The organism is Streptomyces sp. HUAS MS02, assembly GCF_055702265.1.
In genome coordinates, this window is the sequence record NZ_CM146747.1 from 6,331,071 (window position 1) to 6,356,752 (window position 25,682).

Consider the following 25,682-nt stretch of genomic DNA (forward strand, 5'->3'; position numbering starts at 1 on the left):
TCCTCCGGTGCGCGTCTCGTTCGGGCTGTCGGGGAACCATACGACCGCGACCACTGTTCGCCCCCTCGAACAGCTCGCCGTTCGCCCCCTCGAACAACTCGACCCCCTCGCGGTCTTGTCCAGACCGCTGCTCAGAGGCTAGCTTCTTATCGAATAGAAAGCGCTTGCTGTGACGCTCACCCTTTCGTCGGGCGTACGCGGCGCCCGACGCGTACGCACAAACGAACGCACACCAACGAAGGGACCGGCCGTGACACGCAAAACCGTTCGGATCGCCATGAACGGCGTGACGGGACGCATGGGCTACCGCCAGCACCTCGTCCGCTCGATTCTCGCCATCCGAGAGCAGGGCGGTCTCGACCTCGGCGACGGCACCGTGCTGTGGCCGGAGCCGATCCTCGTCGGCCGCCGCGAGCACGCGCTCAAGGCGCTCGCCGAGCGGCACGGCCTGGACCCGGCGAACGTCTCCACCGACGTCGACGCGGTCCTCGCGGACCCGACCGTCGAGATCTACTTCGACGCCCAGGTCACCTCGGCCCGCGAGGCGGCGATCAAGAAGGCCATCGCCGCCGGCAAGCACATCTACACCGAGAAGCCGACCGCCACCGGCCTCGACGGCGCCCTGGAGCTGGCCCGGCTCGCGAACGCCGCCGGCATCAAGCACGGCGTCGTCCAGGACAAGCTGTTCCTGCCGGGCCTGCTGAAGCTCAAGCGCCTCATCGACGGCGGCTTCTTCGGCCGCATCCTCTCCGTCCGGGGCGAGTTCGGCTACTGGGTCTTCGAGGGCGACTGGCAGGAGGCCCAGCGCCCCTCCTGGAACTACCGCGCGGAGGACGGCGGCGGCATCGTCGTCGACATGTTCCCGCACTGGGAGTACGTCCTGCACGAGCTGTTCGGCCGCGTGAAGTCCGTGCAGGCGCTCACCGCCACGCACATCCCGCAGCGCTGGGATGAGCAGGACAAGCCCTACGACGCCACGGCCGACGACGCCGCGTACGGCATCTTCGAGCTGGACGGCGGCGCGATCGCCCAGATCAACTCCTCCTGGGCCGTCCGCGTCAACCGCGACGAACTGGTGGAGTTCCAGGTCGACGGCACCGAGGGCTCGGCGGTGGCCGGCCTGCGCAACTGCCGCGTCCAGCACCGCTCCGCCACCCCCAAGCCGGTGTGGAACCCCGACATCCCCGCCACCTACTCCTTCCGCGACCAGTGGCAGGAGGTGCCGGACAACGCCGAGTTCGACAACGGCTTCAAGGCGCAGTGGGAGCTGTTCTTCAAGCACGTCTACGCCGACGCGCCCTACCACTGGGACCTGCTGGCCGGCGCGCGCGGCGTCCAGCTCGCCGAACTGGGCCTGAAGTCCTCCGCCGAGGGCGTCCGTCTCGACGTACCGGAGATTCAGCTGTGACGATCCAACTCCCGGGCACCGATGGGGTGTTGAAGGCTTACACCCCGCGCACCGAGCCCCTGGCGGTGTCCCCCGGCACCCCGCTCACCTCCCGTACGGTCTTCTCGGCGGCGCACGTCGTCGCGGACCCCTTCGCGGACGTCTCCCCGGACTCGCCCGCCGCCGTCGACTGGGACGCCACCCTCGCCTTCCGCCGCCACCTGTGGTCGCACGGCCTGGGCGTCGCCGAGGCGATGGACACCGCGCAGCGCGGCATGGGCCTCGACTGGACGGGCGCGGCGGAGCTGATCCGCCGCAGTGCCGCGGAGGCTCGGAGCGTGGGCGGCCGCATCGCGTGCGGCGTCGGCACCGACCAGCTCACGGGCCCCGCCTCCCTGCCGGACATCCGCAAGGCGTACGAGGAGCAGTTGGCGCTCGTCGAGGAGTCGGGCGCCCAGGCCATCCTGATGGCCTCGCGCGCGCTGGCCGCCGCCGCGCGGGGCCCCGAGGACTACCTGGAGGTCTACGGCCACCTGCTGCGCCAGGCCGCCGAGCCGGTCGTCCTGCACTGGCTCGGCCCCATGTTCGACCCGGCCCTCGACGGCTACTGGGGCTCGCCGGACCTGGACGCGGCGACGGAGACCTTCCTCGCCGTGATCGCCGCGCACCCCGACAAGGTCGACGGCATCAAGGTCTCCCTGCTGGACGCCCAGCGCGAGATCGACATCCGCCGCAGGCTCCCGCAGGGCGTCCGCTGCTACACGGGCGACGACTTCAACTACCCCGAGCTGATCGCGGGCGACGAGAAGGGCTTCAGCCACGCGCTGCTCGGCATCTTCGACCCGCTGGGGCCCCTGGCGGCCGAGGCGGTCCGCGTGCTGGACACGGGTGACGTGCAGGGCTTCCGGAACCTCCTGGACCCGACCGTCGAACTCTCCCGCCACCTCTTCCAGACGCCCACCCGCTTCTACAAGACGGGCGTGGTCTTCCTGGCGTGGCTGGCCGGCCACCAGTCGCACTTCACGATGGTCGGCGGCCTCCAATCGGCCCGCTCCCTCCCGCACTTCGCCCGCGCCTACGAACTCGCCGACGGCCTGGGCCTGTTCCCGGACCCGGCGCTGGCGGAGACCCGGATGAAGAACCTGCTCTCCCTGTACGGAGTGGCCCAGTGAGCACCGGTACCGGACTTGAGCGCTTCTCCATCAACCAGATGACGGTCAAGCAGTTGTCGATGCCCGAACTGGTCGCCGGTTGCGTGGAGTTGGGCATCACTGGCGTGGGCCTGTGGCGTGAGCCGGTGGCCGAACACGGCCTGGAGGCCACGGCCAAGCTGGTTCGCGACGCGGGCCTCGCGGTCACGACCCTTTGCCGGGGCGGCTTCTTCACGGCGATCGACCCGGCCGAGCGGGCGGCGGCGCTGGCTGACAACCGCAAGGCGATCGACGAGGCGGCGACGCTCGGCACGGACACCCTCGTCCTGGTCTCGGGCGGCCTCCCGTCCGGCTCGAAGGACCTGCACGGGGCACGGGAGCGCATCGCCGACGCCCTGTCGGAACTGGGCCCGTACGCGGCGGCGAACGGCGTCCGTCTTGCCATCGAGCCGCTGCACCCGATGTTCGCCTCGGACCGCTGTGTGGTGTCGACGCTGTCCCAGGCGCTGGACATCGCCGAGCGCTTCCCGGCGGAGCAGGTGGGTGTGACCGTGGACACCTACCACATCTGGTGGGACGACACGGCCCCGGCGGCGATCGCCCGCGCGGGCGCCTCCGGCCGTATCCACACCTTCCAACTCGCCGATTGGATCACCCCGTTGCCCCAGGGCGTCCTGACCGGCCGCGGTCAGATCGGCGACGGCGCGATCGACATGCGCGAATGGAAGTCCTACGTCGAGGCGGCGGGCTACATCGGCCCGATCGAGGTGGAGCTGTTCAACGACGAGCTGTGGGCGGGCGACGGGCGGGAGCTCCTGGCCGAGACGGCCCGGCGGTTCGTGGAACACGCGGTGTAGTCCTTCGGTGGTGAGCCGGGCGGGTGGTCGGCGCCCGGCTCACCACCGATCACACACCACCGACACTTGCCGCCGACGGGCGTATACGTCGCGTATACTCGCCGCATGTCCGACGTCATGATCCGTGTGCCCGCCGAAGTCCGTGACCAGCTCGCCGCCGTGGCCGAGGCCCGGGGGACGAGTCTTCGCGCCCTCATGCAGGACATAGCCGCTCAGACACTGACACCCGAGCAGATCAAGGAGCGTGCAGACCGCACCCGGGCCCTGCTCGCCGAACGCTTCGGGCACGAGGTGTCCGAGGAGGAGTCGGCGGAGATGCGGCGCAAGATGCGGGAGGCCACGGCTGCCCACAGGGCCGCCCTCGCGCAGGTGGAGCCGTCGCCTTGAGCCAGATCGAACACTATGTCCTCGACGCGCCCACTCTGGTGGCGCTGGGTGGTGACAAGCAGGTCTCCGGCCTCATCCACGCCGCGGCGGCCAGCGACGATGTCCGCCTGTGGGTGCCGGTGCTGTGTCTGCTGGAGGCCGAGCGCCGTCGTGCGGGCATGGTCGACCACGTGGGTGTCCTGGTGGACGTGCTGTCCGTGATCGACGACGACTACGCGATGGCCGTGACGGTCGCCGACCTGGGGCGAACAGGGGTCGCCCAGGACGCCTCGGCCGCCGTTCACGCCGCGAGGCCGAACCAGATGATTCCGACGGGGGCGTTGATCGCCACAGTGGAACCGCGTGCGTACGACGGACTCGGCGTCGGGGTCATGGACCTGAGACGCTGACCGGCGGAGCGGGGGCGGGGTGACGTGAGTCCGGCTCACCGCCCGGGTCGGACCTGGCGGACCTCGACCTGCTTGCCGTAGAGCGGCTTGAGATCGTCGAGGTCGGAGGTCAGGACGGTCACGGGGGGGGCGTGCCGCGCGGGCGGTGGGGGCGACGATCGCGTCCAGGGCGTACTTGTGCCGGCCGATCCTGCCGCCCGGTCGCCGAACATCTCACGCTCTGCCGCGTCGAGTTCCTCTTGGGAGGGGGCCGCGCATCCCCTCGTTCGCGGCGATGAGTTCGTCGAGCTGGTCCCGCTCGATCTGCCGCTGGACGGCGCCACGGCTCACCGCAGCGGGATCACGACGGCCATGCTCACCGCGAAGCTGAGGGTGATGACCGCGTAGTGCCTGGCCTTCAGCTTCTCGATGGGGCGGCCGAGGCGGATCAGTTCGTCCTGGCGCTTGGACCAGCCGGTGAAGGCCACGTGGTTGATCGCGAAATTGATCGCGACGGCGATGAACACCAACACGGCCATGCGGGGCTCCCCGTTCCTCTCCAGGGGCAGCCCTTGCAGGGCCCCGTAGGCCGCCACGGCCAGCACGAGCGCCACCGCCTCCCACTTGCCCCTGCGCGTACTGGGGAACAGGGACGCGAACAGCGTCGCCAGGGCGACGGCGGCCACGGCGGCGAGAATCCACAGAGTGTCCAAGGTCCGAGTCTCCTACAGAAACCGGGCCATGAGCCCCACGGTCGCGGTGAAGGTGAGGAAGAAGACCACGGTCTGCCTGGTGGTGAGTCTGTCCCACGGTTGGCCCGAACGCGCCCGCTCCTGCTGGCGCCTGATGTGTCCGGTGAAGACTACGCGCATCAGCGCCAGGCCGAGCGCGGTGGCGGTGAACAGCATCAAGGCTATGGGGTCCCCGTCGGCCTCCTCGGCAGGAACAGTCAGACCCACGAAGACGGCCGCCCCGAGGACGGGCAGGACGGCCTTCCACCAGTCCTTCCTCGCGGGGACCAGCGACCAGAGCGCCACGGCCAGGGCGACCCCGGCCACGGCGGCGGCGATCCACCACTCGGTGCGGGAGAAATGGGAGGTGAACATGGGCGGGCCTCGTGAAGTACCCGGGTCAGAGCGACGGGTCGATCACAGTGACCGGTGTCCAGTTCCAGCGTTGCTCGCTGTCCAGCGTGCAGCCCCACTGGATCAGCTCCACGTCGTTCGCCCTGCTGGCGTGAGGAACGGCGAGACAGTAGTCGCTGCTGAGGTTGCGCAGCCGGTGGGCGGAGTCCCAGATCCAGGTCTGCTGTTCGTTGCCGCTGCACGGCCGTTGGATGACGGCGGCCCCTTGGTTCTCGGACGCGATGGAGAGACACATATTGCTGTCGTAGTTGCTGAGTCTGACGCGGTCCCCGTTTCCTCCCGGGATGCTCAGGGTGCGCCAGACCTGGTCCCGGTTGCTGGTGCACTCCCACTGGACCGCGGCCCTTCCGCTGACCTGGCTGCTGCCGGGAATCGCCATGCATTTTCCGGAGTTGCCGTTCTTGATCCGCCTGTGCTCGTCGAGCGCACTGGCCGTCGACGACGAGAACAGCACGGACGTGGCCGCGAGTGTGAACCCGGCGGTGCCGATCACCGCTTTGCGCAACGTGGACATGAGGGAGCTGTGACTCGCTTTCCTGGTCAGGGAGTTGTGCGGGAGCCGCCTGATCAGGATGCGCGGTGCGTCCCGGGCTGTCCTTAACTGTGCGTCCACGGACGCGTTGCCTACGCGTCCACCCCGTTCGCCCGCGCGCGCCCCGCCCCCGCCCGGTACTCCGTCGGCGACATCCCGTACGCCCCCCGGAACGCCCGTGTGAAGTCGGACGCTCGGACCAGGCCCCAGCGGGCGGCGATGGTGTGGATGGGCGTGGCGGCGAGGGCCGGGTCCGCCAGGTCGCGGCGGGCGCCTTCGAGGCGTTGGGCGCGGATCCAGGCCGCGACCGTCTCCCCGGGGCTGTGCTCCTGGAACAGCCGGTGCAGATAGCTCAGCGAGATGTGGTGCGCCGCCGCTATCACCGGCGGCGTCAGCTCCGGGTCGTGCAGGTTCTGCCGGACGAACGCCCGTATCCGGGTGGTCAGCGCCCGCTCCCGCGTCTCCGGCGGCAACTCCTCCTCCGCCTCCAGCACCTGCGCGAACCAGGCGGCCAGCAGGTCCACCACGACGGTGCCCAGGCGCGGCGCGTCGGACGGCTGGAGGGCGTCGGCCTGCTGCTCCAGACCCGTGAGGAACCCGGTCAGCAGCGCGCCCACCCCGTCCCGCGCCGCCAGCCGCCGCCCCAACAACCGCTGGACGCGCGCGGGCGGCAGCGGCAGCAGCGCCTTCGGGAAGTCCAGCCCCACGCCCCAGATCACCTGACGGCCCATCCCGGCCGGCGCGTGCACCTCGTACGGCCGTGACGTGTCGCTCAGCCACAGGTCGCTCGGGCCGTACGCCTCGGTCCGCCCCACATGCTCGAACCCCAGCCCGCCGCCGAGCACCAGCGACAGGTGGTACATCTCGGGATCGGACTGCCGCACCAGCTTCTCGGTGCGCCGGAACCCCGTCACCAGATGCGCCGTCGGCCACACCAGCACCGGCCCCAGCTCCATCAGCCGCTGCCGCGCCCAGAAGTCGTCAGCGAACTCACAGTGCATCTCGCTGGGCGCGATCGCCTGGTGCATCAACTCCCGCCAGTAGTCGAACCGGTGCTCCTTGAGCACGTCGTCGCTCCGGAACACCGTTCCGATCATGGTGCGTTCAGCCCTGGGCGACGGCCGCGTACGGGACGAAGTCGGCCCAGGCGGTGGGGGAGAGGGTGAGTTGGGGTCCGGTGGGGTTCTTGGAGTCGCGGATGTGGATGGTGTGGGGGAGAGGTGGGGCTACGGCCACTTCGACGCAGTCGTCGCCGTCACCGCTGCTGTAACTGCTCTTGAACCAGGACAGTTCGCTGGTGCTCATAGGTCCCCTCGCATCCGCTGCAACAGGCTCACAGAGTCCGGGATGGTGAGAGCCTGTGACCGCATCCTGGCATATCGGCTTTGGAGGACGCTGATCTCTTTTGTCTCGGCGACAAACATCCCGCCACGTTGACCTTCGCAGTACGCGAACCAGCGGTTCTCGGGGGTCTCCAGCAGTCGGATGGGACCGGCCAGCCCGGCGTGCGACTCCCGGACGAGAGGCATGATCTGGATCTCCACGTTCCGCTGCTCGGCGATCTCCAGCACATGATCGAGGAGTTCTCGTGTGACGTCCACACCGCCCGTGCGCCGCAGGAACAACTGCTCTTCCAGAATGAAGCTGAACGCGGTGTTCGGCCGCTCCCGAAGCAGGCGTTGCCGCTCGGCCCGAGCCGTCCACTGCTCCTCGATCTGCTGGTCGTCCAGCAGCGGCAGCCGATCGTCGAACAGCTTCCGTGCGTAGGACTCCGTCTGCAACAGCCCCGGCACCAACCGGCACTCGTACGTATAGAGAGTGATCGCCGATGTCTCCAGCCTGGCCCACTTCCTGAACCACGCCGCCAACCCCGGCTGGCGCCCCAGATGCTGAGCCGCGCGGATCAGCGCACCGGTGTTCCCCAGCGCCCGATCCACCCCCTCCACGAACGCCGCGTCCGGCATCCTCCGACCCAGCTCCACGGACGCCACCATGTGCTTGGAGTAGCCGATGAGGTCCGCCAACTCCTCCCGGCTCAGCCCCGCGTGTTCGCGCAACGCCTGGACCATCGCCCCGAACGTCCGCAGACTGTCGGACGACTCCGGCTCGCCGCCCCCGGCGACTCCGCCGATCCCCGCCACGCCGCCGCTGTCGGCCACCATGGGCCACCTCCCGCGCACCGAACCGCACCATTCCGGCACCCATGGTTACGGGGTGTCACCAGTACCGTCCAGTACGTAACCGTGTACGCTCGCGCAGCGTACACGGGGCGAAGCTGGTGAACCGGCGTCCCCGCAGGCCACATTGGGGGCATGACCGCACCGCCCGCTCCGCAACACCTCATCACCGTGCCCGCGTTCACCCAGCGGTTCAGCTCGACACCGCTGGGCGCCCGCCTCGCCAGACACCTGGCCCTGAACCAGCTGCACGCCTGGGGCATCCGGTACGGCTCGGAGGCCTCCGAGAAGGCGGCCGTGGTCGTCGCCGAACTGGCGGCGAACGCGGTGACGCACGGCCGGGTCCCGGGCCGGGACTTCGAGCTGCGCCTCTCCCTGCCCACCGGCTCCCTCCGCATCGAGATCACCGACACCCGCGCCGAACGGCTGCCGCCCGGCCCCGGCGCCGTACAGCCGGCGGGCCCGCTGGACGACCGCGGCCGTGGCCTGACCCTCGTCGACGCACTCGCCGACCGCTGGGAGGTCCAGGACCGCGTCCCGCCCGGCAAGACGTTCCTGGCCGAGATCGACCTGCCCCGCTGGCTGTCCCTGGTCAGGCGCCTAGGAGTTACAGCTGCCGGGCAGGTAGCTGTAGCCGTCGAGGAAGAGGAGAGGTCCCAGGACGGGGTCCTCGACCACTTCCCAGGACGACACGAAAGGTGACTCGCCGGGCACGTGGAAGGTCATGGACCGGGCGTCGCTGACAACGAAACCCGAGAAGCCCGCGTCGCCCCTGCTGGCCATGAACTCACCGGTATCGGCGAACTCGTACGTCCAGTGCCCTTCGGCGTTGCTGCCGCCGCACCAGACACCGACGACGCTCTCGGGCATCGATGCCTCGACCGGCTCGACTAGCTCGGTGGGTTCTTCCGTGAACTCCTCCGTGAACTCCTCCGTCGGTTCGTCCGTCGGTTCATCGGTGGGTTCCTCGGTGGGCTCGTCCGTCGGCTCCTCGGTGGGCTCGTCCGTCGGCTCCTCCGTGGGCTCGTCCGTCGGGTCCTCCCTGTAGTCGTAGTTCGAAAGATTGCCGGAGTCGTTCGGCGGGGAGTCCGGCCCGCAGGCGCTCGTGGACAGCAGCGCGGCTATGAGAAGCGCCGCATACGCGGCGCCGCGACGGGCGGCAGGGGAGAGGGACAGCATGGGGCCTCCTGATGTGCGAGGTCGTACGAGGTCGTACCGGGTCGTACGGGGGTCGTGTCAGCGGACGATCGCGCTGCGCCCCCACGCCAGTCCGAGGAAGGTGACCAGCATCCACACGGGGCCGACGACGCCCTGGAAGCCGGGCAGGCCGGTGATGCCCGTGAACAGGACGACCGCCAGTACGGGTACGACGCTGAACCAGCCGATCCACCGTGAGATCGTGCGTTCCCGCAACGCCATCCAGGCCACCGCACCGGCCGCGACCACGACGCCGAGCCAGCCGATGAACCCGCCGAAGTCGTTCAGCATGAAGTAGACGAACATCCCGTCCTCGCCGAAGGACCCCTCGTTGAGACCGTCCGGCAGATAGATCGCCAGGGCGCCCTTCCAGCCGTAGCCGTAGGTCAGTCCCGCGGCCGAGGCCGTCAGGGCGCCGCTGACCACGTACGCGGCGGTGCTGGACGGCACCCGCGGCTCGACCTGACGCCGCCACGCCGCCGCCAGGACGAGCAGTAGGGAGACCGTCAGGAAGCCGGCCACGACACCGAGATGCGCCACGGAGCGGCTCAACTCGTCGAGGACCGAAGCCTCGGTGGGGGTCCGCTCGACCGTGCCGGCCCGGACGTCCGCCAGGAGCGTGGCGACTCCTCCGAGCAGGCCCGCCCCGGCCCCGTACAGGGGCCACTTGGCCCTCCCGTCACCGTCCTGCCGAGCCGTGCGCGCCGGGCGGGCATCCGGATCGATGGTGGTCATACCGTCAACTCCCTCTGTGGGTACGAGCGTTACCGATCGGACTGTCGTGGGGGACCAGTCCCGCCGCCCAGGGACACCGGTCCCGTACGGTCGGGACGGTTTCGCCGGATCGCGCCCGGAAAGGTCCTGGATTACGGGAACATGTGGGTGTGAGTCGGGGGCGACGACGGGTGGATCGGCTGCTGCGGCACACCGCGTACGGCATCGCCGGGCTGGGCACGGCGGGTTGTGTGGCGGCGGTGCCCGTGCACGACTGGCTGGCGGAACGCGCGGTCGTCTCGCCCCTGTACTGGTCCGACCTCGTGCTCGGCACGGTCTGGCCGCTGGTGGGCGCCGTCGTCGCCAGGGTCCGTCCGCGCAATCCCGTCTGCTGGCTGATGCTGCTGCCCGCGACGATCGGGCCGTACCACCTGCTGGCCTACTACGCCGGTTACAGCCGCCTGGTCGCCGCCGAGCCCCTTCCCGGTTGGGAGGTGGGGGCCTGGGTCGGCTGCTGGGGCTTCGTCGGTTACTGGTTCGCCACGCCTCTGGTGCCCTTGCTCTTCCCCAACGGCCGCCTGGAAACGGCACCGCGCCGCGTGTGCGCCCGGGCCGTCGTCACGGTCGCCGGGATCGGAACGCTGGCCGCCATGCTGCGGCCCAGTGGTACCGACCCCGTTCCCGGTGTCCCGAATCCCCTGGGGATCGCGGGCTGGGAGTGGCTCCACGCCGTGATGTTCACCTGTTCCGTGGCCACCATGCTCGGCGGCACCCTCGCGGCCGCCGTCTTCCTCGTTCTGCGTACCCGAGCGGCGACCGGCGCGGAACGGGCCCGACTGCAGTGGCTGATGCTGGGCGGGCTGCTGATGGTGTTCTCCTTCTTCTCCCTCCTGCTGGACGACGTCGAACAGCCGGCTCTCGTCGACGATCTCGTCATGCTGATCGGCCTGCTCGGCCCGCCCGCGAGTGTGGCGGTCGCGATGCTGCGGCACGGACTGTTCGACGTGGAACTCGTCCTCGGCAGGGCCATCGTCTTCACCTTGCTGAGCGCGCTCGTCCTCGGGGTGTACGCCGGAGTCGTCGCCGGTGCGCGACTGGTCGCGCCCGGGTCCCTGCTCGGGACCGGTCTGCTCGCCTTCACCGCGCTGATCGCGGCCAACGGACGCGGCGCCGTCCAGGCGGCCGTGGACCGGACGCTGTTCGGGCACCGCCACGATCCGTACGCCGTCGTGGCCCACGTCGGTCGCCGGATCGCTCCGGCCGGCGAGCCCGCGGAAGCCATGCAGCATCTCGTCGACGCCCTGCGGTCCGCGCTGCGACTGCCCTACGCGGCCTTCGAGAGCCCCACCGTGGCGGCGGCCTCCGGCAGACCGGCCGCCGGAGCGGGCCTGCGGTCCTTCCCCTGCCGGGCACTGGGGCGCGAACTCGGCATACTGCGCGTAGGGCGGCGCAGCGTCAACGACCCCTGGACGGAGAAGGAGCAGGCCGCGGTCGAGGAGGTCGCGGACCGCGCCGGAACACTCGCCTACGCCGCCGGTCTCGTCGAGGACATCGCCCGCAGCAGATCACGCATCCTGTCCGTGCGCGAGGAGGAGCGGCGGCGGCTGCGCGCGGACCTCCACGACGGCATCGGCCCCTCCCTGGCCGGCACCGCCCTCCAGCTCGACGCCCTCGTCCGGCGCATCGACGACCCCCAACTCGCGGGCTGCGTCCGGACACTCCGGGACCGGCTCCGCTCCACCGTCACCGATCTGCGCACCCTGGTCCAGGGGCTGCGGCCCGCGGTGCTCGACCAGCTCGGGCTGCCCGGAGCCCTGCGGGAACTGCTGGCCGGATACGACACACCGGCCTGCCACAGCAGTGTCGACGACGCCTGTCACAGTCTGCCGGCCGCCGTCGAGGTCGCCGCCTACGCCATCGCGGCGGAGGCGGTCGCCAACGCCGTCAGACACAGCGCCGCCGGCCGCCTCGAACTGACCGCACGTATGGAGGACACCGTCTTGATCCTGTCGATCCGCGACAACGGACGCGGTATTCCGCCCAAGCACAGGGCCGGTGTCGGACTCCACAGCATGCGGGAGCGCGCGGCCGAGGTCGGAGGCCGCCTCGACGTGACCAGCGCGCCCGGCGAAGGGACCCTCATACGAGCCGGTCTCCCGGTGGGGGAGCAGAGATGAGCTCTCCCAGCCCTGTCCCCGCCCCCGTCCACGACCCGGTCACGGTCCTCGTCGTCGACGACCATCCCGTCTTCCGGGCCGGAATGGCCACCGTCCTCGCCGATCTCCCGGACGTGACGGTCGTCGGTGAGGCGTCCGACGGCGCCGAAGCCATCACCGCCGCCGACCGGCTGCGGCCCACGATCGTGCTCATGGACCTGCGTATGCCGAACGTCAACGGCCTGGAGGCCACGGCCCGGATCACCACGGCCCACCCGGGGATCGCCGTGCTCATCCTGACCATGGACGAGGACGAGGACTCGGTCTTCGCCGCCCTGCGGGTCGGCGCACGGGGCTACCTGCTCAAGGAGTCGGACGGCGCCGACGTCCACCGCGCCCTGCTCGGTGTCGCCCGCGGTGAAGCGGTCTTCGGTCCCCGGATCGCCCAGCGCGTCCTGGCCCACTTCGCCACCCCGCCCGCCGCCCGGTCCACCCTCCCCTTTCCGCACCTCACCGACCGGGAACGCGAGACCCTCGACCTGATCTCCTGCGGCCTCGACAACGCGTCGATCGCCCGCCGCCTGCACCTGTCCGAGAAGACCATCCGCAACCGGGTCAGCGACGTCCTGGCGAAACTGCACGCCCGGTCCCGCGCGGAGGCGGCTGCCCTCGCACGGGACGCGGGCCTGGGACACCCACGACACCGGTCGTAGGTGTCCCAGGGGGCTACGACGTCACCGTCAGCAAGTCCCGCTGGTCCTCCGGCAGTTCGACCTTGTCCGCGTACAGCAGCGCGTGCCCCGGGTCGAAGACCAGCGCCACCTCGCCCGCCAGCCCCCCGTTGCCGCTCAGCACCTGCACCACCTGGTCGCCGAGGCGGACGTCGTACTCGTAGCGGGAGCCGACGTAGGAGCTGGTGATGACCTGGGTGTCGAGGCGGTTCATGCCCGCCGGGGTCTCCGCCGAGGCCACGACCTCCAGGCGCTCGGGGCGGACCGCGACCGTGACCGAGTCGCCCGTCGGGACGCGCCGGTCGCTGTCGACCCGTACGACCTCCCCGCTGGCGTCGAGGAGCACGGTGTGCCGGGTGCCGTCCACGCTCACCACCTTGCCGGTGAGGAAGTTGCAGCGGCCGACGAAGGCCGCCACCGCCGGCGCGGCGGGCTTCTCGTAGATCTCGTGCGGGGTGCCGATCTGGATCATGTTGCCGCCCTCCATCACCGCGATCCGGTCGCTGAGGGCGAGCGCCTCGTCCTGGTCGTGGGTGACGTAGACGGTGGTGATGCCCAGCTCCTCCTGGAGCCGCTTCAGCCAGGCACGGGCCTGCTCGCGCAGCTTGGCGTCCAGGTTGGAGAGGGGCTCGTCGAGGAGCAGGACGGTCGGGGAGTACACCAACGCCCGTGCCAGGGCGACACGTTGCTGCTGGCCGCCCGAGAGCTGGTGGGGGTAGCGGCCGCTGAGCGCGGCGAGGCCCACCTTGTCCAGGGCGTCGTGGATCAGCGTCCTCTGCTTCTCCTTGGGCACCTTGCGGATGGTGAGGGGCAGGGCCAGGTTCTTCGCGATGGTCATGTGCGGCCACAGCGCGTACGACTGGAAGACCATGCCGAGGTTGCGCTCCTCGGGCGGAAGGAAGACCCCCGCGGCGGCGTCCACGAACGGCCGGCCGCCGACCGCGATCGAGCCCTCCGTCGGCTGCTCCAGGCCCGCTATGCAGTTCAGCGTCGTCGACTTGCCGCAGCCGCTCGCGCCGAGCAGCGTGAAGAACTCGCCGTCCTTGATCGTGAAGGTGACGTCCCGCAGGACGGAGTTGTCGCCGAACGTCTTGGCGAGGTTCTTGACGGTCACCTCAGGCATGGTGCTTTCCCTTCATGAGCAGTCCAGCGAGTGCGACGAAGACCGCGGTGATGCCGATCTGGAGGGTGGCCAGCGCGGCGACGGATCCGGCCCTGCCCTGCGTCCAGAGACTGAGCATGGTGGTGCCGAGGATGTTGTTGTCGGCCGAGGAGAGGAAGACGGCCGGGGAGTACTCCTTGAGCATGATCACGAAGGTGAGGATCAGCGCGCCCGCGAACGCCGGTGTGATCAGGGCCCGCAGGACGCGGAAGAACGTCATCAGCCAGTCGGCGCCGGAGACCCGGGCCGCGTTGTCCAGTTCGCCGCCGATCTGCATGATCGCCGGGGCGACCGAGCCGAACGCGCTGGGCAGCGCCCGCATGCCGAAGGCGATGATCACGGCGTAGATCGTGCCCTGGAGGACGGATCCCATCCCGAAGGGCGCCAGTGCGAAGGCCCAGAAGAAGCCGATACCGATGATGATGCCGGGCAGGGACTGCGGGATCAGGGCCAGGTACTCCACCGCACGGCCGAAGCGGAACGTCGAGCGCCGGGCCACCATCACCGCGAACACGGCCAGGGCGGAGACGACGACCGAGCCGACACCGGCCACGATCATGCTGTTGTACAGCGACTGCACGTAGTTGTCGGAGTCGAAGACGATCTCGTAGTTCTTCGTCGTCACCGTCCGGAACGGAGACTGGAGCGGGGTGAAGACGAGCGTGAAGGACCGCATCACCAGGCCGGCGATCGGGACCAGCGCGCCCACGATCACGTAGAACCAGATGCACGCGATGCTGACCCACTTCAGCCAGCCCAGGTCCAGCTTGCGCGGCCGGGTGACCTTGCCGCGTACGGACACGAACCGGGCCGCGTCCTTCAGCAGCTTCGCCTGGACGGCGACCAGGCTCAGGGTGACCACGAGGATCACGGTCGAGGCGGCCCCGAGCATCGTGTAGTCGGGGTCAACCGACTGAAGTCCGTTGTGGTAGAGGAAAGTCGAGAAGACGTCGATGCTGACCGGCTGGCCGTAGAGCAGCGGCACGCTCAGCGTCTCGATGGAGACGGAGAAGACGAGGATCGCCGAGTACACGATCGGCGGCCGCAGCAGCGGCACGATCACCTGCGTCAGGATCCGGAAGGGGCCCGCCCCGCAGACCTGGGCGGCCGATTCCAGGGAGGCGTCGGACTGCCTGAGCGCGTTGGCGCAGAAGACGTACGCGATCGGGGCGAGCGCCACGGCCTCCGTGAGCGCCATGCCGGGGATCGAGTACAGGTTCCACGGCACCGAGCCGAAGAGCTGCTGCACCTTGACGCTGACGAACCCGGCCGGGCCGTACATGATGATCCAGCCGAAGCCGAGGATCAGCGACGAGATGAAGAACGGCCACTGCATGGCGAGGGCGATCAGCCGCCCGCCGGGCAGTTTGGTCCGGACGACCACGATGGCCATCGGGATGGCGATCGCCAGACTGAGGACCGTCGTCAGCGACGCGAACAGCAGGGTGTTCAGGGCGACTTCACCGAAGCCGGCCTTGGTGAAGAGGTCGGTGTAGCCGCTGAGGGTGAACGCCCCGCCCGCCTCGTAGAGCGGGCGGTTGCGGATGCTCTGGTAGAGGGTCGGGACGATCGGGGCCAGCACCAGCACGGCGAGGAACGCCAGGACCGCGTACTGGACGACCGTGTCCCGTCCGATGCCGAAGGGGCGGCGGTAGCGCGGTGGCGGGAACGTCTCCGCCGGTGACTCGTCCGCCGGGGTGCGGGGTGGCTGGGTGAGGGTTGACATCTGAGCTGACTCCGATCGTCCTTGAAAGCTGCCTGCCTACGGAGTCCGTCTACTTACGGAGTCCGTCGAAGCGCTCCAGCCAGGCCGCGGAGTCGTCCTTGGAGACCTGCTCGTACTTGACGTGGATGATGTTCTCCTCGCCGACGGCGTCCACGACCTCCTGGTAGGTGTGCAGGCCCTTGCCCTTCACACCGTCGCGGTACGAGGCCAGACCGCCCTCGGCGACCGCGCGCTGACCCTCCTCGGAGAGGGCGAAGTCCATGAAGAGCTTCGAGGTGGCCGGGTGCGGCGCCTCGGCGGCGATGCCCATGCCGCGCGGCAGGACGACCGTGCCGTCCTTCGGGAAGACGATCTTCACAAGACCGGCGCTGTCTTCCACCACGGGGTACGCGGGCGAGGCGCTGATCAGGAAGCCGGCCGTGTACTCACCGGCGACGATCTTCTCCAGCTGGGTGCCGGAGGAGGTCTCCGGGCGGGTCAGCGGAAGGATCTTCTCCAGGTCGTTCCACGCCTCCGGGTTGCCCTCGGTGAGCGCCCGCGTGACGGTGAAGCCGAACGAGCCCTCCGGGTCGCGGACCGTCACCTTGTTCTTGTACTTCGCCTCGTCCCCCGTCACGATCTTGGCGAAGTCCGTCAGGGTGGTCGGCGGGGTCTCCATCAGCGAGGTGTTGTACGCGATGGTCATCGGGTCCTGCGACAGCGAGTACACGCTCGGCAGCAGCTCGGCGCTCGCGCCCAGCTCCTTCAGCTCAGGCGACTTGTACTCCAGGACCGTGTCCTTGCGGGCCGAGAAGTCCGACCACGCGGTCGCCGCGCTGGAGATCAGCACGTCCGCCGGGGAGGAACCGGCCGCGTTCTCCGACAGGGTCTTCTGGAACAGCTCGTCGCTGTCCAGCTCGTTGACGGAGACGGTCTTGATGAAGTCGTACTTCTTCTTGAAGTCCCGGACGATCGGCGCCATGTTCTCGTCGCCGAGGTTGGAGTAGACGGTGAGCTTGCCGCCCTCCTTCTCCGCGGCCGCGATCAGGTCGGCGTAGTCCGCCGGGTAGTAGTCCGGCACCTTGCCCGCCGAGATCTTGTTCTCCGCCACCTTCGGCGCGTCGGTCTCGCCACCGCCGCAGGCGGCCAGGGTGCCGAGGGCGAGCGTCGCGGCGCACGCGGTGACGACGATGCGTCGAGTGCTGGTCTGGCTGGATCTGGCCATGGTTCTCCTCCTGGCGCATGCCGTGTGGCAGCTGTTGCCGGGAGGTTAGGGATCCAGGTCAGGCCGGTAAATCCTTCACCCGTCAGAGCTCTTACTGCTCGTATTGGTCGTTGAGTTAGTGACGCGAGTCACCCTCGCTGAGCAGGGGTGGATGGCCGAGAATGATCGCCCTTGAGATGTGCCGTGAGCTGCTGGAGTCGCTCCCAGGCCCCGGGGTCCGTCCCGTCCCCGAGGGGGTAGTGCAGCGCCGGGCGGGTCGTCGGGCCGAGGTGTTTCGGGCGCACCTCGACCGGTGGCCGGCGGGCGCGGTCCAGGCCGATCGTGTGCACGTCGTCCGGGCCGAGCGTGAAGGTCGCGGGCAGCGGGGGCCCCTCCAGCCGGGGCGCGGTCGTCAGGTCGGCGCGGGCCGCGCGCACCGACGTCAGCATGGTCCGCAGCCCGTGCTCGCGGACCAGGGTGTCGGCCAGCGCCTCGATCCGGTCCAGCGGCGGGTCCTCGTCGGCGGCGTACCCGAGGGTGAGGACCGTGTCCTCCTCCACGCCCTTCGTCGTCCGGGTCACCCGGACCGTCGCCATCGCCGGCCGGTCCGGGGTGCCGACCACGATCAGCTGCGAGGGCTCGGGCGCCCGCTCCCGGGCCAGATCGGTCAACTGCCGTGGCGACCAGGGGAGGTTGACCGGCTCGGCCGTGCCCCAGCCCGCCGGTGCCGTGCCTGTCAGCGCCTGCCAGGCCGCCTCCAGGCCGCCGCCCAGCAGGAGGTGCTCGTCGGCCCGGTGCACGGTCCGCAGGGCCACGATCAACTGCCGGCCGGGGGCGTCCTCGTCCGCCTGGGCGCCGTGAGGGTCGATTGCCGTCCCGTCCGCCTGGGCGCCGTGAGGGTCGATTGCCGTCCCGTCCGCCGGGCCGCCGTGGGGGCCGTTCGGCGTCCCGTCGGCCGGGCTGCCCGTCGCGCCCCGCGGCCCCCGCGTGAACGCCGCCGCCACCGCCGCCGTCCCGTCCTCCGCGAGCGCGGGCGAGAACGCCCCGTCCCGCCAGCGCAGCACCGCCCCCGACAGGCCGTCGTAGTACCCGCACTCCGGATCCTGGACGACCCAGCGGTTGGGGACACGCGCCAGCGTCGTACGGGCTGCGGGGGTCAGCCGTACGCCGCCCGGCGTGACGATCTGCAGGGACCTCCGGGACACCACCGCCGTCCGCATGATCTCCGCGAGCCAGCTGGTCAGCGCCACCACCGGCCGGTCGATGAGGACGACGGCCGCGTGGTCGGTCACCACGTCCACCGCGGGCTGCCCCGACCCCGCCGACGGTACGGCGGACACGTCGACCACCTTCGTGCTCGCGGCCCCGGGCGGCCAGGTCGAGCCGCCCAGCAGGGCGTTGAGCCGCCCGCACACCACTCCCGCGAGCCGCTCCGCCTCCGGGACGGCCGTGGAGGCCCGCGCCTCCGTCCACCAGTACGGGGTCGCCGCGCTCTGCCCGAGCAGCCGCTCCGCCTCACCGGGGACCTGGACCAGCACCGGCGACTCCACGGACACCAGCGGGCGGCCCCCGGGCCCGTGCAACTGGACTACCGCGCCCTCGGCCGCCGCCGACAGGTCCAGGTCGGAGCCGCCGGCGTACAGGCTCGCCATGAGGGCCCAGACGTCGGGCATCTTCGGGGTGAGCGCGATGACGTCCCTGGTCACGGGCGGTGGCCCTCCTCGCTGTCGGGTGCGCTGTCGAGCGCGGTCTGGATGAGCTGGTGGGGCCGGCCCCGGCGGATCAGCGTGCCCCGCCCGGCCGGCTGCGCCGAGGCGTACAGGCCGGGGAAGAGCTGGCCCTCGCTGCGCTCGCCGGTCATCAGCAGCGCGGCCGTACCGGTCTCGCGCAGGGTCTGCAGCAGCGGCTCGTACATCGCCCGGGAGGCGCCCGCCACCCGGCGCGTGATCACGAAGTGCAGCCCGATGTCCTGCGCCGACGACACATACGGCAGGAACGGGGCCAGCGGCTGCTGTCCGGCGGTGGTCAGGATGTCGTAGTCGTCGACCAGGATCACGATCCGCGGGCCCTGGAACGCGGGCTCGTCGGTCAGCGCGTCCGGGTCGGCGCTCTCCGGCATCCGCTTCTCCAGCTCGCTCGCGATCCCGTTGGACAGCCCCGCCGCGAGCTTCGCGTTGTGCGCGTACCCGCCCCGGTACGGCTCCGGGATCACCCCCCGCAGTCCGCGCCTCGGGTCGAACACCCCGAAGACCAGCTCCTCGTCCGAGTACCGCTCGACGAGGCGCGCCGCGACCAGCTTCAGCAGGTTCGTCTTGCCGCACTCGTTGTCGCCGAGGATCAGCAGGTGCTGGTCCGAGCCGAACAGGTCGAGCAGCGCGGGCGCGAGGGCGTCCTGGTCCACCCCGATCGGCACCCGGTGCGGCTCGGCGACCACCGACGGCAGCCGGTCCGGCGGCAGCCTGGTCGGCAACACCCTCACCGGAGCGGCCAGTTCGCCGTGCCAGGTGGAGCGGATCGTACGGGCCGCGTCCTCCAGCGCCGGGGCGAGATCACCCGTCGACGGCCGTCCGTCGAGGCGGGGGAGGGCCGCCTGCGCGAACAGCTTGCCGTCGGTCAGGACGCGCCCCGGGGTGTCCGGCGACAGTGTCTCGGAGAGCTTGCGGTCCACGCTCGAATCGCTCGGGTCGTTGAGCCGCAGCTCCACCCGTGTCCCGAACATCGACTGCGTCGCGATCCGCACGTCGTTCCAGCGCAGCATGCCCCCGACGACATGGATGCCGTACCCGCCGCCGCGCTTGAGCAGCTCCACGACCGTGTCGTCCAGCTCGGCGAACTCGTCGCGCAGCGCGCCGAATCCGTCGATGAGCAGGACGATGTCCGTCGACCCCAGCTCCCGCAGCCGGCCCTGTCGGCGCAGCTGCCTCAGCTGGTCGACGGAGTCGATGCCGTGCTCACGGAAGAGTTCCTCCCGCTCGATCAGCATGGTCCGCACCTCGGCGACCGTGCGCGCCGCCCGCTCCCGGTCCGCCCGCCCCGCGATCCCGCCGACGTGCGGCAGCCCGGAGAGGGCCGAGAGCCCGCCACCGACCAGGTCGAGGCCGTAGATGCCGACCTCGGCGGGGGTGTGCGTCGTGGCCAGCGACAGGGCGAGCGTGCGCAGCAGGGTCGTCTTGCCGGACTGCGGGCCGCCGATCACCGCCGCGTGACCGCCCGCGACCGTCAGATCGAGCACCCAGTGCCCCTGCCACTGCTTCGCCGGGTCGTCCAGCACGCCGAGCGGCACCCGCATCGGGCCGGTGGTGGTGGCCAGCCGCAGCCCCCGCTCGTCCACCCGCACCGGGCCCGCCGCCGCGTCCAGGGTGATCGCGTCCGGCAGCGGCGGCAGCCAGATCCGCCGCACCGGGCGTGCGGCGGCGGCCAGTTGGTCCACCATCACCGACATCACGGTCGGCCCGGTCTCCCGCTTCGTCGCCTTCGGCTCGTCGGCGACCTCACCGGCGGGGGGCGCGCTCTCCAGCGTGTTGTACGTCGGATACGGCCAGGCGAGCGGCGTGTCGTCCTCCTGCGCCACCAGCGCCGGACCCCGGTACGCGCCCGACACGTACCCCGCCTTGAACCGCTCGTACGTCGAGGTGTCCACCTTCAGATAGCCGAAGCCCGGCAGCGGCGGCAGATGGAAGGCGTCGGTGGTGTCGAGGACGGTCCGCGACTCGTCGGCGGAGAAGGTGCGCAGCCCCAGCCGGTACGACAGGTAGGTGTCGAGCCCCTTCAGCTTGCCGCCCTCGATGCGCTGGCTGGACAGCAGCAGGTGCACGCCGATGGACCGGCCGATGCGCCCGATGGAGAGGAACAGATCGATGAAGTCCGGCTTGGCGGTGAGGAGTTCACCGAACTCGTCGATCACCACGAAGAGGTGGGGCAGCGGTTCCAGGTCGGGCCGCCGGGTGGCGCGCAGGGCGGCGTAGTGCCCGATGTCGGCCACGTTCCCCGCGTCCTTCAGCACCTGCTGCCGCCGCTTGACCTCGCCCGCGAGGCTGGAGTGCACGCGCTCGACGAGCCCCGCCTGGTTCTCCAGGTTCGTGATCACACCGGCCACGTGCGGGAGTTCGGTGAACGGGGCGAAGGTCGCGCCGCCCTTGTAGTCGACCAGGACCAGGGCCAGGTCCTCGGGGGAGTGGGTGGCGGCCAGCGCCAGCACGAGGGTGCGCAGCAGCTCGCTCTTGCCGGAGCCGGTCGCGCCGACGCACAGACCGTGCGGGCCCATACCCAGCTCCGAGGACTCCTTGAGGTCCAGCAGCACCGGCTCATGACGGTCCGTCACCCCGATGGGCACCCGCAGGAACTCCCGCTCGCCGCGCGGCGCCCACAGGTCGTGCAGGTTCAGCAGGGCCGGGTCGTCGATGCCGAGCAGGCCCGGGAAGTCGACGGGCCCGGTGACCGGGGTGCCCTCGGCGGCCGACTCGGCGGACAGCCGCAGCGGCGCGAGCAGCCGGGCGATCCCCTCGGCACCGGCGGCGGTGACCTGGTCGGAGGTGCCGTGCGCGGCCGGGACGGTGTGGGGTTCCGCCGTCGCGAAGGGGTCCGGGACGCGCAGGTCCTCCACCACGACCCGGTCGCCCCGCACGGTGATCCGCACCGACACCTGATCGGGCTCGTGCACCTGCTCCTCCAGCAGGTGCAGCACCGTGACGCCCATGTCCGCGAGCCCCACCGCCGTGTCGGGGCGCGGCAGTTCGACGGCCGTCTCCCCGTACTCGTCGCTCACGACGAGCATCCGGGACGCCAGCCCGAGCGCCTTGCGGTCGGCGAGCCCCCGGCGCACCTCCGCCGCGTACGACGCGCGCCGCCCCAACTCGTGCCGGAAGTGCCGGGCCAGCTGCGGCAGGCTCGGCGCGATCCGGCGAGCCGCCACCGGGCCGTCGTGCTCCTGTCCGTCCAGCACATGCGGCAGCCACTTGGCCCACTCCCAGTCCGCCAGCCGCTCACCGGGCACACCGAGCGCCACGGCCACGTCGTCGGGCGCGTGCGAGACGGCTACCTGGACGAGGAGCGCGCGGGCCACCCGCAGCACGCCCTCCCGGTCGCCGACCACGCTGACGTTGCCCGCGCGGTCCAACGGCACGGTGATCGGGCAGTCGTTGGCCACGGAGTAGCGGCCCAGCAGCGCCCGCGCCTCGTTCAGCATGAACGGGTCCGGCGGGGTCATCACCCCGCCCTGGTTCTGCCCGATGGCCAGCCCCGCCACGGGTACGTCACCGGTGCCGACACGCACCCGCAGGAAGTCCACGTCCTGCCGCCGCCGCTCCCAGAGCCGGGCGGGGTCGCGCACCAGGTCGTACAGCGCCTCCGGCGGCGGATTCAGCACCCGCGCGAGCGCTCGCCGCTCCCGCTCCTCGGCCCCGAACTCCTCGCGCAGCTCCTCCAGATACTCCAGGTACCGCTCGCGCTGGGTGCGCCGGGTGCGCTGGGCCTTGCCGCGCTGGGAGAGGAACAGGGCGACCGCGCCGAGCAGCGCGATGACCAGCACCATCGCGCCGATGGCCGCGAACTGGCTGTTGCGGATCACGGTCATCATCACGACGGAGCCCATGACCCCCGCCATCGGCAGCAGCGCCGTGGCGGCCGTCCCGGCCTTGCCCTCCGGGAGGTTGGGCGGCGGCTCGATGGTGCGGGCCCCGGCGGCACCGAGCGGCCGGGTGCTGCGAGCGGGCCGGTGAATCAACTCCTGGGTCACGGACGGACCCCTTCCGCACACGACTGGTCGTTCATCGCATCCTCACCGCGCGGGTCATCGCCTCCGCCGCCAGAGTGATCGCCGCCGCGCGGGTCTCCTGGCCCAGCAGGGCGGTGCGGATGGGGCCGCCCTGGGCGAGGTGACGGTCGTAGGGGACGGTGACGACATGGACGCCGGACTCCTTGAGATGGGCGACGGCCGTGGCGCGGTCCAGCGTGACGTCGGGGGAGTTGGCGGTCAGCGCGACGACGGTCGAGGAGAGCGCGGAGTGCGGCAACTGGCCCAGCCAGTCCAGAACCTGGCGGGTGCCGTTGACACCCTCGGCGGTCATCGGCGCGACGACCACGCGCGCGTGCGCGGTGTCCATCGCCGTACGGGCCACCTCGCCCGGCAGGGTCTCGCAGTCCACCACGGTCACCGCGAAGTAGCGCCGCAGCGCGAGGGTCACCGTGCGGTACGTACGGATGTCCAGCGGGGCCCCGACCCGGCCCTGGCTGGCGGGCAGCAGCCAGCCGCCGTCCGAGACGGGCACGAGGTAGCCGGTGACATCGGTGAGCTGCATGGCCGGGTTGAGGATCCGTGCGAGGTCGGCCGCCGCCCAGCGCACCGAGTCGGCGCCCATCCGCACCGGCAGGGTGCCCAGCGCGGCGTCGGCCTCCAGCGTCAGCACCGGGTCGTGCCGGTAGTGGTTGAACGTCCGTCCCAGCAGCGCGGCCATCGTCGACTTCCCGACGCCGCCCCGGATGGACGTCACCGCGATCACGCGCCCGGTGGTCACCGGCTGCTGCAACTCCCGCGCGATCCGCGTCTCCTCGGCGACGTCCTGCGCGGCCGACCCGGCCAGCTTCCGAAGGGACCGCCCCGTCCGCCGGGCCACGGACTCCCCGTGCTGAGGCCGCCCGAGCGCATGCGCCAGCCGAGGATCGATGGTGGGCACGGAGTCGGGGGCGTGCAGGGGGGTCTGTGGGGCGTGGGTGTTCCGGGGGGCGGGGGCGCCGGGGGAGGGGCTGGGGGCAGGGGAGCCGCCGGGTGCGGTGGGCTCTCCGGGCGCGGTGGGCTCTCCGGGCGCCGGGGAGGTCCCGGGAGCCGGGTAGGGGTCATCGGCGGGGCGCCGGGCCCCGGCGGATTCCGCTGCGAGGTAGGCACCATGGCCGGGTTGACCGACTCCGGCCGTCGGCCCGGCCGTCGGTCCGGCCGTCGGTCCGGCTGAGAAGCGGGGGTCGCCGCCGAGTTGCCCGACTTCGGCCGGGACACCGGCATGGCCCCGCCCCACGCCGCCGCCGTGCGACCCTGGCCGCGCCGCGTCACCGGCACGGCCCCACTCACCGGCGCGCCAGGCGCCACCGGCCGCACCCGCCGACTGCGGGGCAGCCTGGGGGACCCCCGTCCGAGGATCCAGGTCGGGGACATGAGGCACGCCCGTCTCCGGCCTGCCCGTCGGCTCGGCCCCCTCGGGCGTGCCCGGCGTGCCGGCCGTGCTCGGCCGTTCCGGAGGCTCCGAAGGTCCCGCCGCCTCCGTCGGCACCGACCGCACCAACCTCAACGTCGGCTCGGCCCGGCGGCCCGGGGCCCGTGGCGGCTCGGGGGCGGCCTGGTCGCCCCCGCCGACCGCTTCCTCTCGTCCCAGCTCGCGCAGCACATCCCGCTGCCAGTCCCCTGCCTGCGCCATGTGCGGCCCCCAGCTCCTAAGCGAACGTGTCGAGCAGTCGTCCGTACACGCCGAACACCCCGATGAGCAGCGGGAACAGGGCGATGACGCCGATCGATTCGAGGGTGTCGCCGAGGCGCCGGAGCCGTACGCGGACATGCTCGGCGGGCTGCACGGCGAGCACCAGCAGCGGCAGGGCGGCGAGCAGGACGAGGACGGCGAGCGGACCGGCCGCTCCGCCGGAGTGGTCCAGCCACGCCGACACCAGCCGCACTGCGAGCACGGCCGCCGCACCGAGCAGCACCACGACCTCGACGACCAGCGGGAACGCCCGCGCGCGCAGCGCGAGGACGACCGTGGTGACGACGGCCAGCAGCACGGTCCACTTGGTGGGCGCCCGCAGTGCGAACACCCCGGCCGCGGTCGCCGACACGGCCATCGTGACCGTCGCCAGCGCCAGCCCCCGGTGCGTGGCGGTGAGTGCCGCCGACACCTGGAAGCGGCTCACGGACGCACCCCCGGAGCGTCGGTCGTCGAGCCCGGAGAGCCCCGACGCCATCAGCGCCAGCCTGGGCAGCAGTCCGAGCACGACCACGGAGACCACGGCCAGCACGGCCCCCACCTCGGCCTGCTCCGGCACCGAGGACGACACCATCCCCGACACCGCGACGGCGACCCCCAGCCAGCACACCGAGACCCCGGCCAGCGCCCCCGCCCCGACCAGCCCGCCCCGCCCGAGCGGCGTGAACAGCCCGAGCAGCGCGAGCGTGCCGACCCCGGTGGCGGCCATGGCCGCCACCTGTGGCATCCCGGTCCACCGCTCCGCCTCCGCCCACGTCGACGCGCCCAGCAGCCCCAGCGCACCGGCCGTCACGATCAGCGTCGTGGCGAGCCCCCGCTTCCCCGCCCGCCCCAGCAGCGCGCCCGCGAGCGCAGCCACCAGCGCGACACCGAGGAGCGTGCCGGCGACGACCCCGGGCTCGTACGCGTCCCGTGCGAACAGTCCGGCGGCGACGGCCCAGCCGACCGTGGCGAGCCCGGCGGTGATCCGGCGCGTGGCCGGTCCCCAGCGCAGGCCCCGGGCATCGAGATCCTCGGCGGCCTCGTCCGTGACGTCGTGCACGACGGGCGCCGACGGCGCGTCCTCCACCCGGACGAGCCGCAGCACCGCGCCGTCCGGTATCCCGGCCGTCTCCAGGGTGCTGTCGTGCGCCAGCGCGGATCCGTCCGCCGTGACGAGATGCCGCAACTCGGGCCGCTCGCCCACCCGGTCGTCGAGCAACCGCATGATCTCCGGCAGCAGCAGCCCGACCGGTTCCCGTGACGGCAGCACGAGGTCCACCCGCCGCCGCTCACCGACCAGCGTGACCCGGCTGAGCGCCGTCCGCGCACCACCCGTGACCTGCCCCAACGTCCCCGTAGCCATC

General features: G+C 71.4%; 23 protein-coding genes. 8 read left to right on the forward strand and 15 right to left on the reverse strand.

Going from position 1 to position 25,682, the window contains the following annotated elements; translation table 11 throughout:
* Positions 1 to 250 precede the first annotated feature (250 nt).
* The 5 genes from ACZ9QC_RS27265 (at position 251) to ACZ9QC_RS27285 (ending at position 4,171) form a co-directional block, all read left to right on the forward strand.
* Positions 251 to 1,408 carry a Gfo/Idh/MocA family protein gene (locus tag ACZ9QC_RS27265; protein ID WP_472915528.1) on the forward strand — a complete coding sequence of 386 codons (1,158 nt, stop codon included), beginning with the start codon at positions 251 to 253 and terminating at the stop codon, positions 1,406 to 1,408.
* Positions 1,405 to 2,559 (forward strand): dihydrodipicolinate synthase family protein, encoded by a 1,155-nt coding sequence (locus tag ACZ9QC_RS27270; protein WP_472915529.1) that lies wholly within the window; start codon positions 1,405 to 1,407, stop codon positions 2,557 to 2,559. The genes ACZ9QC_RS27265 and ACZ9QC_RS27270 overlap by 4 nt, the downstream gene beginning before the upstream one ends.
* A gap of 38 nt (positions 2,560 to 2,597) precedes the next feature.
* Complete coding sequence (locus tag ACZ9QC_RS27275) at positions 2,598 to 3,395, forward strand: sugar phosphate isomerase/epimerase family protein (RefSeq protein ID WP_472921822.1); 798 nt, start codon at positions 2,598 to 2,600, stop codon at positions 3,393 to 3,395.
* Between the two features lie 105 nt (positions 3,396 to 3,500).
* Positions 3,501 to 3,782 carry an Arc family DNA-binding protein gene (locus ACZ9QC_RS27280; protein ID WP_472915530.1) on the forward strand — a complete coding sequence of 94 codons (282 nt, stop codon included), beginning with the start codon at positions 3,501 to 3,503 and terminating at the stop codon, positions 3,780 to 3,782.
* A complete protein-coding gene (locus ACZ9QC_RS27285) occupies positions 3,779 to 4,171 on the forward strand; it encodes a PIN domain-containing protein (RefSeq protein ID WP_472915531.1) in 393 nt (130 codons plus the stop codon). The genes ACZ9QC_RS27280 and ACZ9QC_RS27285 overlap by 4 nt, the downstream gene beginning before the upstream one ends.
* A 326-nt stretch (positions 4,172 to 4,497) precedes the next feature.
* Here the strand turns inward: ACZ9QC_RS27285 and ACZ9QC_RS27290 are convergent, their stop codons facing one another.
* The 6 genes from ACZ9QC_RS27290 to ACZ9QC_RS27315 all read right to left on the reverse strand — a co-directional run bounded on the left by ACZ9QC_RS27290 (position 4,498) and on the right by ACZ9QC_RS27315 (position 7,989).
* The gene (locus tag ACZ9QC_RS27290) at positions 4,498 to 4,863 is read right to left on the reverse strand and encodes a hypothetical protein (RefSeq protein ID WP_472915532.1); all 366 of its coding nucleotides are present in this window, start codon (positions 4,861 to 4,863) and stop codon (positions 4,498 to 4,500) included.
* Between the two features lie 12 nt (positions 4,864 to 4,875).
* Positions 4,876 to 5,256: a hypothetical protein gene (locus tag ACZ9QC_RS27295; RefSeq protein WP_472915533.1), complete on the reverse strand. Its 381-nt coding sequence runs from the start codon at positions 5,254 to 5,256 to the stop codon at positions 4,876 to 4,878.
* A gap of 25 nt (positions 5,257 to 5,281) precedes the next feature.
* Positions 5,282 to 5,809, reverse strand: coding sequence for an RICIN domain-containing protein (locus ACZ9QC_RS27300; RefSeq protein ID WP_472915534.1), 528 nt, complete (start codon positions 5,807 to 5,809; stop codon positions 5,282 to 5,284).
* A gap of 110 nt (positions 5,810 to 5,919) precedes the next feature.
* The gene (locus tag ACZ9QC_RS27305; RefSeq protein WP_472915535.1) at positions 5,920 to 6,924 is read right to left on the reverse strand and encodes a helix-turn-helix domain-containing protein; all 1,005 of its coding nucleotides are present in this window, start codon (positions 6,922 to 6,924) and stop codon (positions 5,920 to 5,922) included.
* A gap of 7 nt (positions 6,925 to 6,931) precedes the next feature.
* Positions 6,932 to 7,132, reverse strand: a complete 201-nt coding sequence (locus ACZ9QC_RS27310) for a DUF397 domain-containing protein (RefSeq protein ID WP_472915536.1) — start codon at positions 7,130 to 7,132, stop codon at positions 6,932 to 6,934.
* Positions 7,129 to 7,989 carry a helix-turn-helix domain-containing protein gene (locus ACZ9QC_RS27315; protein ID WP_472915537.1) on the reverse strand — a complete coding sequence of 287 codons (861 nt, stop codon included), beginning with the start codon at positions 7,987 to 7,989 and terminating at the stop codon, positions 7,129 to 7,131. Before ACZ9QC_RS27315 ends, ACZ9QC_RS27310 begins: the two co-directional genes overlap by 4 nt.
* A gap of 150 nt (positions 7,990 to 8,139) precedes the next feature.
* Between ACZ9QC_RS27315 and ACZ9QC_RS27320 the strand changes: the two genes are divergently transcribed.
* Positions 8,140 to 8,706 carry an ATP-binding protein gene (locus ACZ9QC_RS27320; RefSeq protein WP_472915538.1) on the forward strand — a complete coding sequence of 189 codons (567 nt, stop codon included), beginning with the start codon at positions 8,140 to 8,142 and terminating at the stop codon, positions 8,704 to 8,706.
* Here ACZ9QC_RS27320 and ACZ9QC_RS27325 read toward each other — a convergent pair.
* Together ACZ9QC_RS27325 and ACZ9QC_RS27330 are read right to left on the reverse strand one after the other, a co-directional pair.
* Complete coding sequence (locus ACZ9QC_RS27325; RefSeq protein WP_472915539.1) at positions 8,605 to 9,183, reverse strand: hypothetical protein; 579 nt, start codon at positions 9,181 to 9,183, stop codon at positions 8,605 to 8,607. The genes ACZ9QC_RS27320 and ACZ9QC_RS27325 overlap by 102 nt on opposite strands.
* A gap of 57 nt (positions 9,184 to 9,240) precedes the next feature.
* Positions 9,241 to 9,936, reverse strand: coding sequence for a hypothetical protein (locus ACZ9QC_RS27330; RefSeq protein ID WP_472915540.1), 696 nt, complete (start codon positions 9,934 to 9,936; stop codon positions 9,241 to 9,243).
* Positions 9,937 to 10,085: 149 nt separating this feature from the next.
* Between ACZ9QC_RS27330 and ACZ9QC_RS27335 the strand changes: the two genes are divergently transcribed.
* Positions 10,086 to 12,092, forward strand: a complete 2,007-nt coding sequence (locus tag ACZ9QC_RS27335) for a sensor histidine kinase (RefSeq protein WP_472915541.1) — start codon at positions 10,086 to 10,088, stop codon at positions 12,090 to 12,092.
* On the forward strand, positions 12,089 to 12,784 hold the full coding sequence (locus tag ACZ9QC_RS27340; RefSeq protein WP_472915542.1) for a response regulator: 696 nt from the start codon (positions 12,089 to 12,091) through the stop codon (positions 12,782 to 12,784). The genes ACZ9QC_RS27335 and ACZ9QC_RS27340 overlap by 4 nt, the downstream gene beginning before the upstream one ends.
* Before the next feature lie 13 nt (positions 12,785 to 12,797).
* On the opposite strand, the gene ACZ9QC_RS27345 is transcribed toward ACZ9QC_RS27340, so the two are convergent.
* The 7 genes from ACZ9QC_RS27345 to eccD form a co-directional block, all read right to left on the reverse strand.
* Positions 12,798 to 13,925: an ABC transporter ATP-binding protein gene (locus ACZ9QC_RS27345; RefSeq protein WP_472915543.1), complete on the reverse strand. Its 1,128-nt coding sequence runs from the start codon at positions 13,923 to 13,925 to the stop codon at positions 12,798 to 12,800.
* Positions 13,918 to 15,690: an ABC transporter permease gene (locus tag ACZ9QC_RS27350; RefSeq protein WP_472915544.1), complete on the reverse strand. Its 1,773-nt coding sequence runs from the start codon at positions 15,688 to 15,690 to the stop codon at positions 13,918 to 13,920. Before ACZ9QC_RS27350 ends, ACZ9QC_RS27345 begins: the two co-directional genes overlap by 8 nt.
* A 49-nt stretch (positions 15,691 to 15,739) precedes the next feature.
* Entirely contained in the window at positions 15,740 to 16,894 is a 1,155-nt protein-coding gene (locus ACZ9QC_RS27355) for an ABC transporter substrate-binding protein (protein ID WP_472915545.1), read from the reverse strand.
* Between the two features lie 128 nt (positions 16,895 to 17,022).
* Positions 17,023 to 18,579: a DUF6177 family protein gene (locus ACZ9QC_RS27360; protein ID WP_472915546.1), complete on the reverse strand. Its 1,557-nt coding sequence runs from the start codon at positions 18,577 to 18,579 to the stop codon at positions 17,023 to 17,025.
* Entirely contained in the window at positions 18,576 to 22,607 is a 4,032-nt protein-coding gene (gene eccCa / locus ACZ9QC_RS27365) for a type VII secretion protein EccCa (RefSeq protein ID WP_472915547.1), read from the reverse strand. Before eccCa ends, ACZ9QC_RS27360 begins: the two co-directional genes overlap by 4 nt.
* Before the next feature lie 31 nt (positions 22,608 to 22,638).
* Positions 22,639 to 24,276, reverse strand: a complete 1,638-nt coding sequence (locus tag ACZ9QC_RS27370) for a hypothetical protein (RefSeq protein ID WP_472915548.1) — start codon at positions 24,274 to 24,276, stop codon at positions 22,639 to 22,641.
* Between the two features lie 16 nt (positions 24,277 to 24,292).
* Entirely contained in the window at positions 24,293 to 25,681 is a 1,389-nt protein-coding gene (gene eccD / locus ACZ9QC_RS27375) for a type VII secretion integral membrane protein EccD (protein ID WP_472915549.1), read from the reverse strand.
* Position 25,682 lies beyond the last annotated feature (1 nt).

What these genes read in the sequence shown, in the direction of transcription:
- eccD (WP_472915549.1), bottom strand. Translation starts at nt 25,681, where the DNA reads ATGGCTACGGGGACGTTGGGGCAGGTCACGGGTGGTGCGCGGACGGCG.
- ACZ9QC_RS27300 (WP_472915534.1), bottom strand. Translation starts at nt 5,809, where the DNA reads ATGTCCACGTTGCGCAAAGCGGTGATCGGCACCGCCGGGTTCACACTC.
- ACZ9QC_RS27345 (WP_472915543.1), bottom strand. Translation starts at nt 13,925, where the DNA reads ATGCCTGAGGTGACCGTCAAGAACCTCGCCAAGACGTTCGGCGACAAC.
- ACZ9QC_RS27295 (WP_472915533.1), bottom strand. Translation starts at nt 5,256, where the DNA reads ATGTTCACCTCCCATTTCTCCCGCACCGAGTGGTGGATCGCCGCCGCC.
- ACZ9QC_RS27355 (WP_472915545.1), bottom strand. Translation starts at nt 16,894, where the DNA reads ATGGCCAGATCCAGCCAGACCAGCACTCGACGCATCGTCGTCACCGCG.
- ACZ9QC_RS27320 (WP_472915538.1), top strand. Translation starts at nt 8,140, where the DNA reads ATGACCGCACCGCCCGCTCCGCAACACCTCATCACCGTGCCCGCGTTC.
- ACZ9QC_RS27280 (WP_472915530.1), top strand. Translation starts at nt 3,501, where the DNA reads ATGTCCGACGTCATGATCCGTGTGCCCGCCGAAGTCCGTGACCAGCTC.
- ACZ9QC_RS27330 (WP_472915540.1), bottom strand. Translation starts at nt 9,936, where the DNA reads ATGACCACCATCGATCCGGATGCCCGCCCGGCGCGCACGGCTCGGCAG.
- ACZ9QC_RS27315 (WP_472915537.1), bottom strand. Translation starts at nt 7,989, where the DNA reads ATGGTGGCCGACAGCGGCGGCGTGGCGGGGATCGGCGGAGTCGCCGGG.
- ACZ9QC_RS27370 (WP_472915548.1), bottom strand. Translation starts at nt 24,276, where the DNA reads ATGGCGCAGGCAGGGGACTGGCAGCGGGATGTGCTGCGCGAGCTGGGA.
- ACZ9QC_RS27325 (WP_472915539.1), bottom strand. Translation starts at nt 9,183, where the DNA reads ATGCTGTCCCTCTCCCCTGCCGCCCGTCGCGGCGCCGCGTATGCGGCG.
- ACZ9QC_RS27350 (WP_472915544.1), bottom strand. Translation starts at nt 15,690, where the DNA reads ATGTCAACCCTCACCCAGCCACCCCGCACCCCGGCGGACGAGTCACCG.
- ACZ9QC_RS27275 (WP_472921822.1), top strand. Translation starts at nt 2,598, where the DNA reads ATGACGGTCAAGCAGTTGTCGATGCCCGAACTGGTCGCCGGTTGCGTG.
- ACZ9QC_RS27310 (WP_472915536.1), bottom strand. Translation starts at nt 7,132, where the DNA reads ATGAGCACCAGCGAACTGTCCTGGTTCAAGAGCAGTTACAGCAGCGGT.
- ACZ9QC_RS27305 (WP_472915535.1), bottom strand. Translation starts at nt 6,924, where the DNA reads ATGATCGGAACGGTGTTCCGGAGCGACGACGTGCTCAAGGAGCACCGG.
- ACZ9QC_RS27340 (WP_472915542.1), top strand. Translation starts at nt 12,089, where the DNA reads ATGAGCTCTCCCAGCCCTGTCCCCGCCCCCGTCCACGACCCGGTCACG.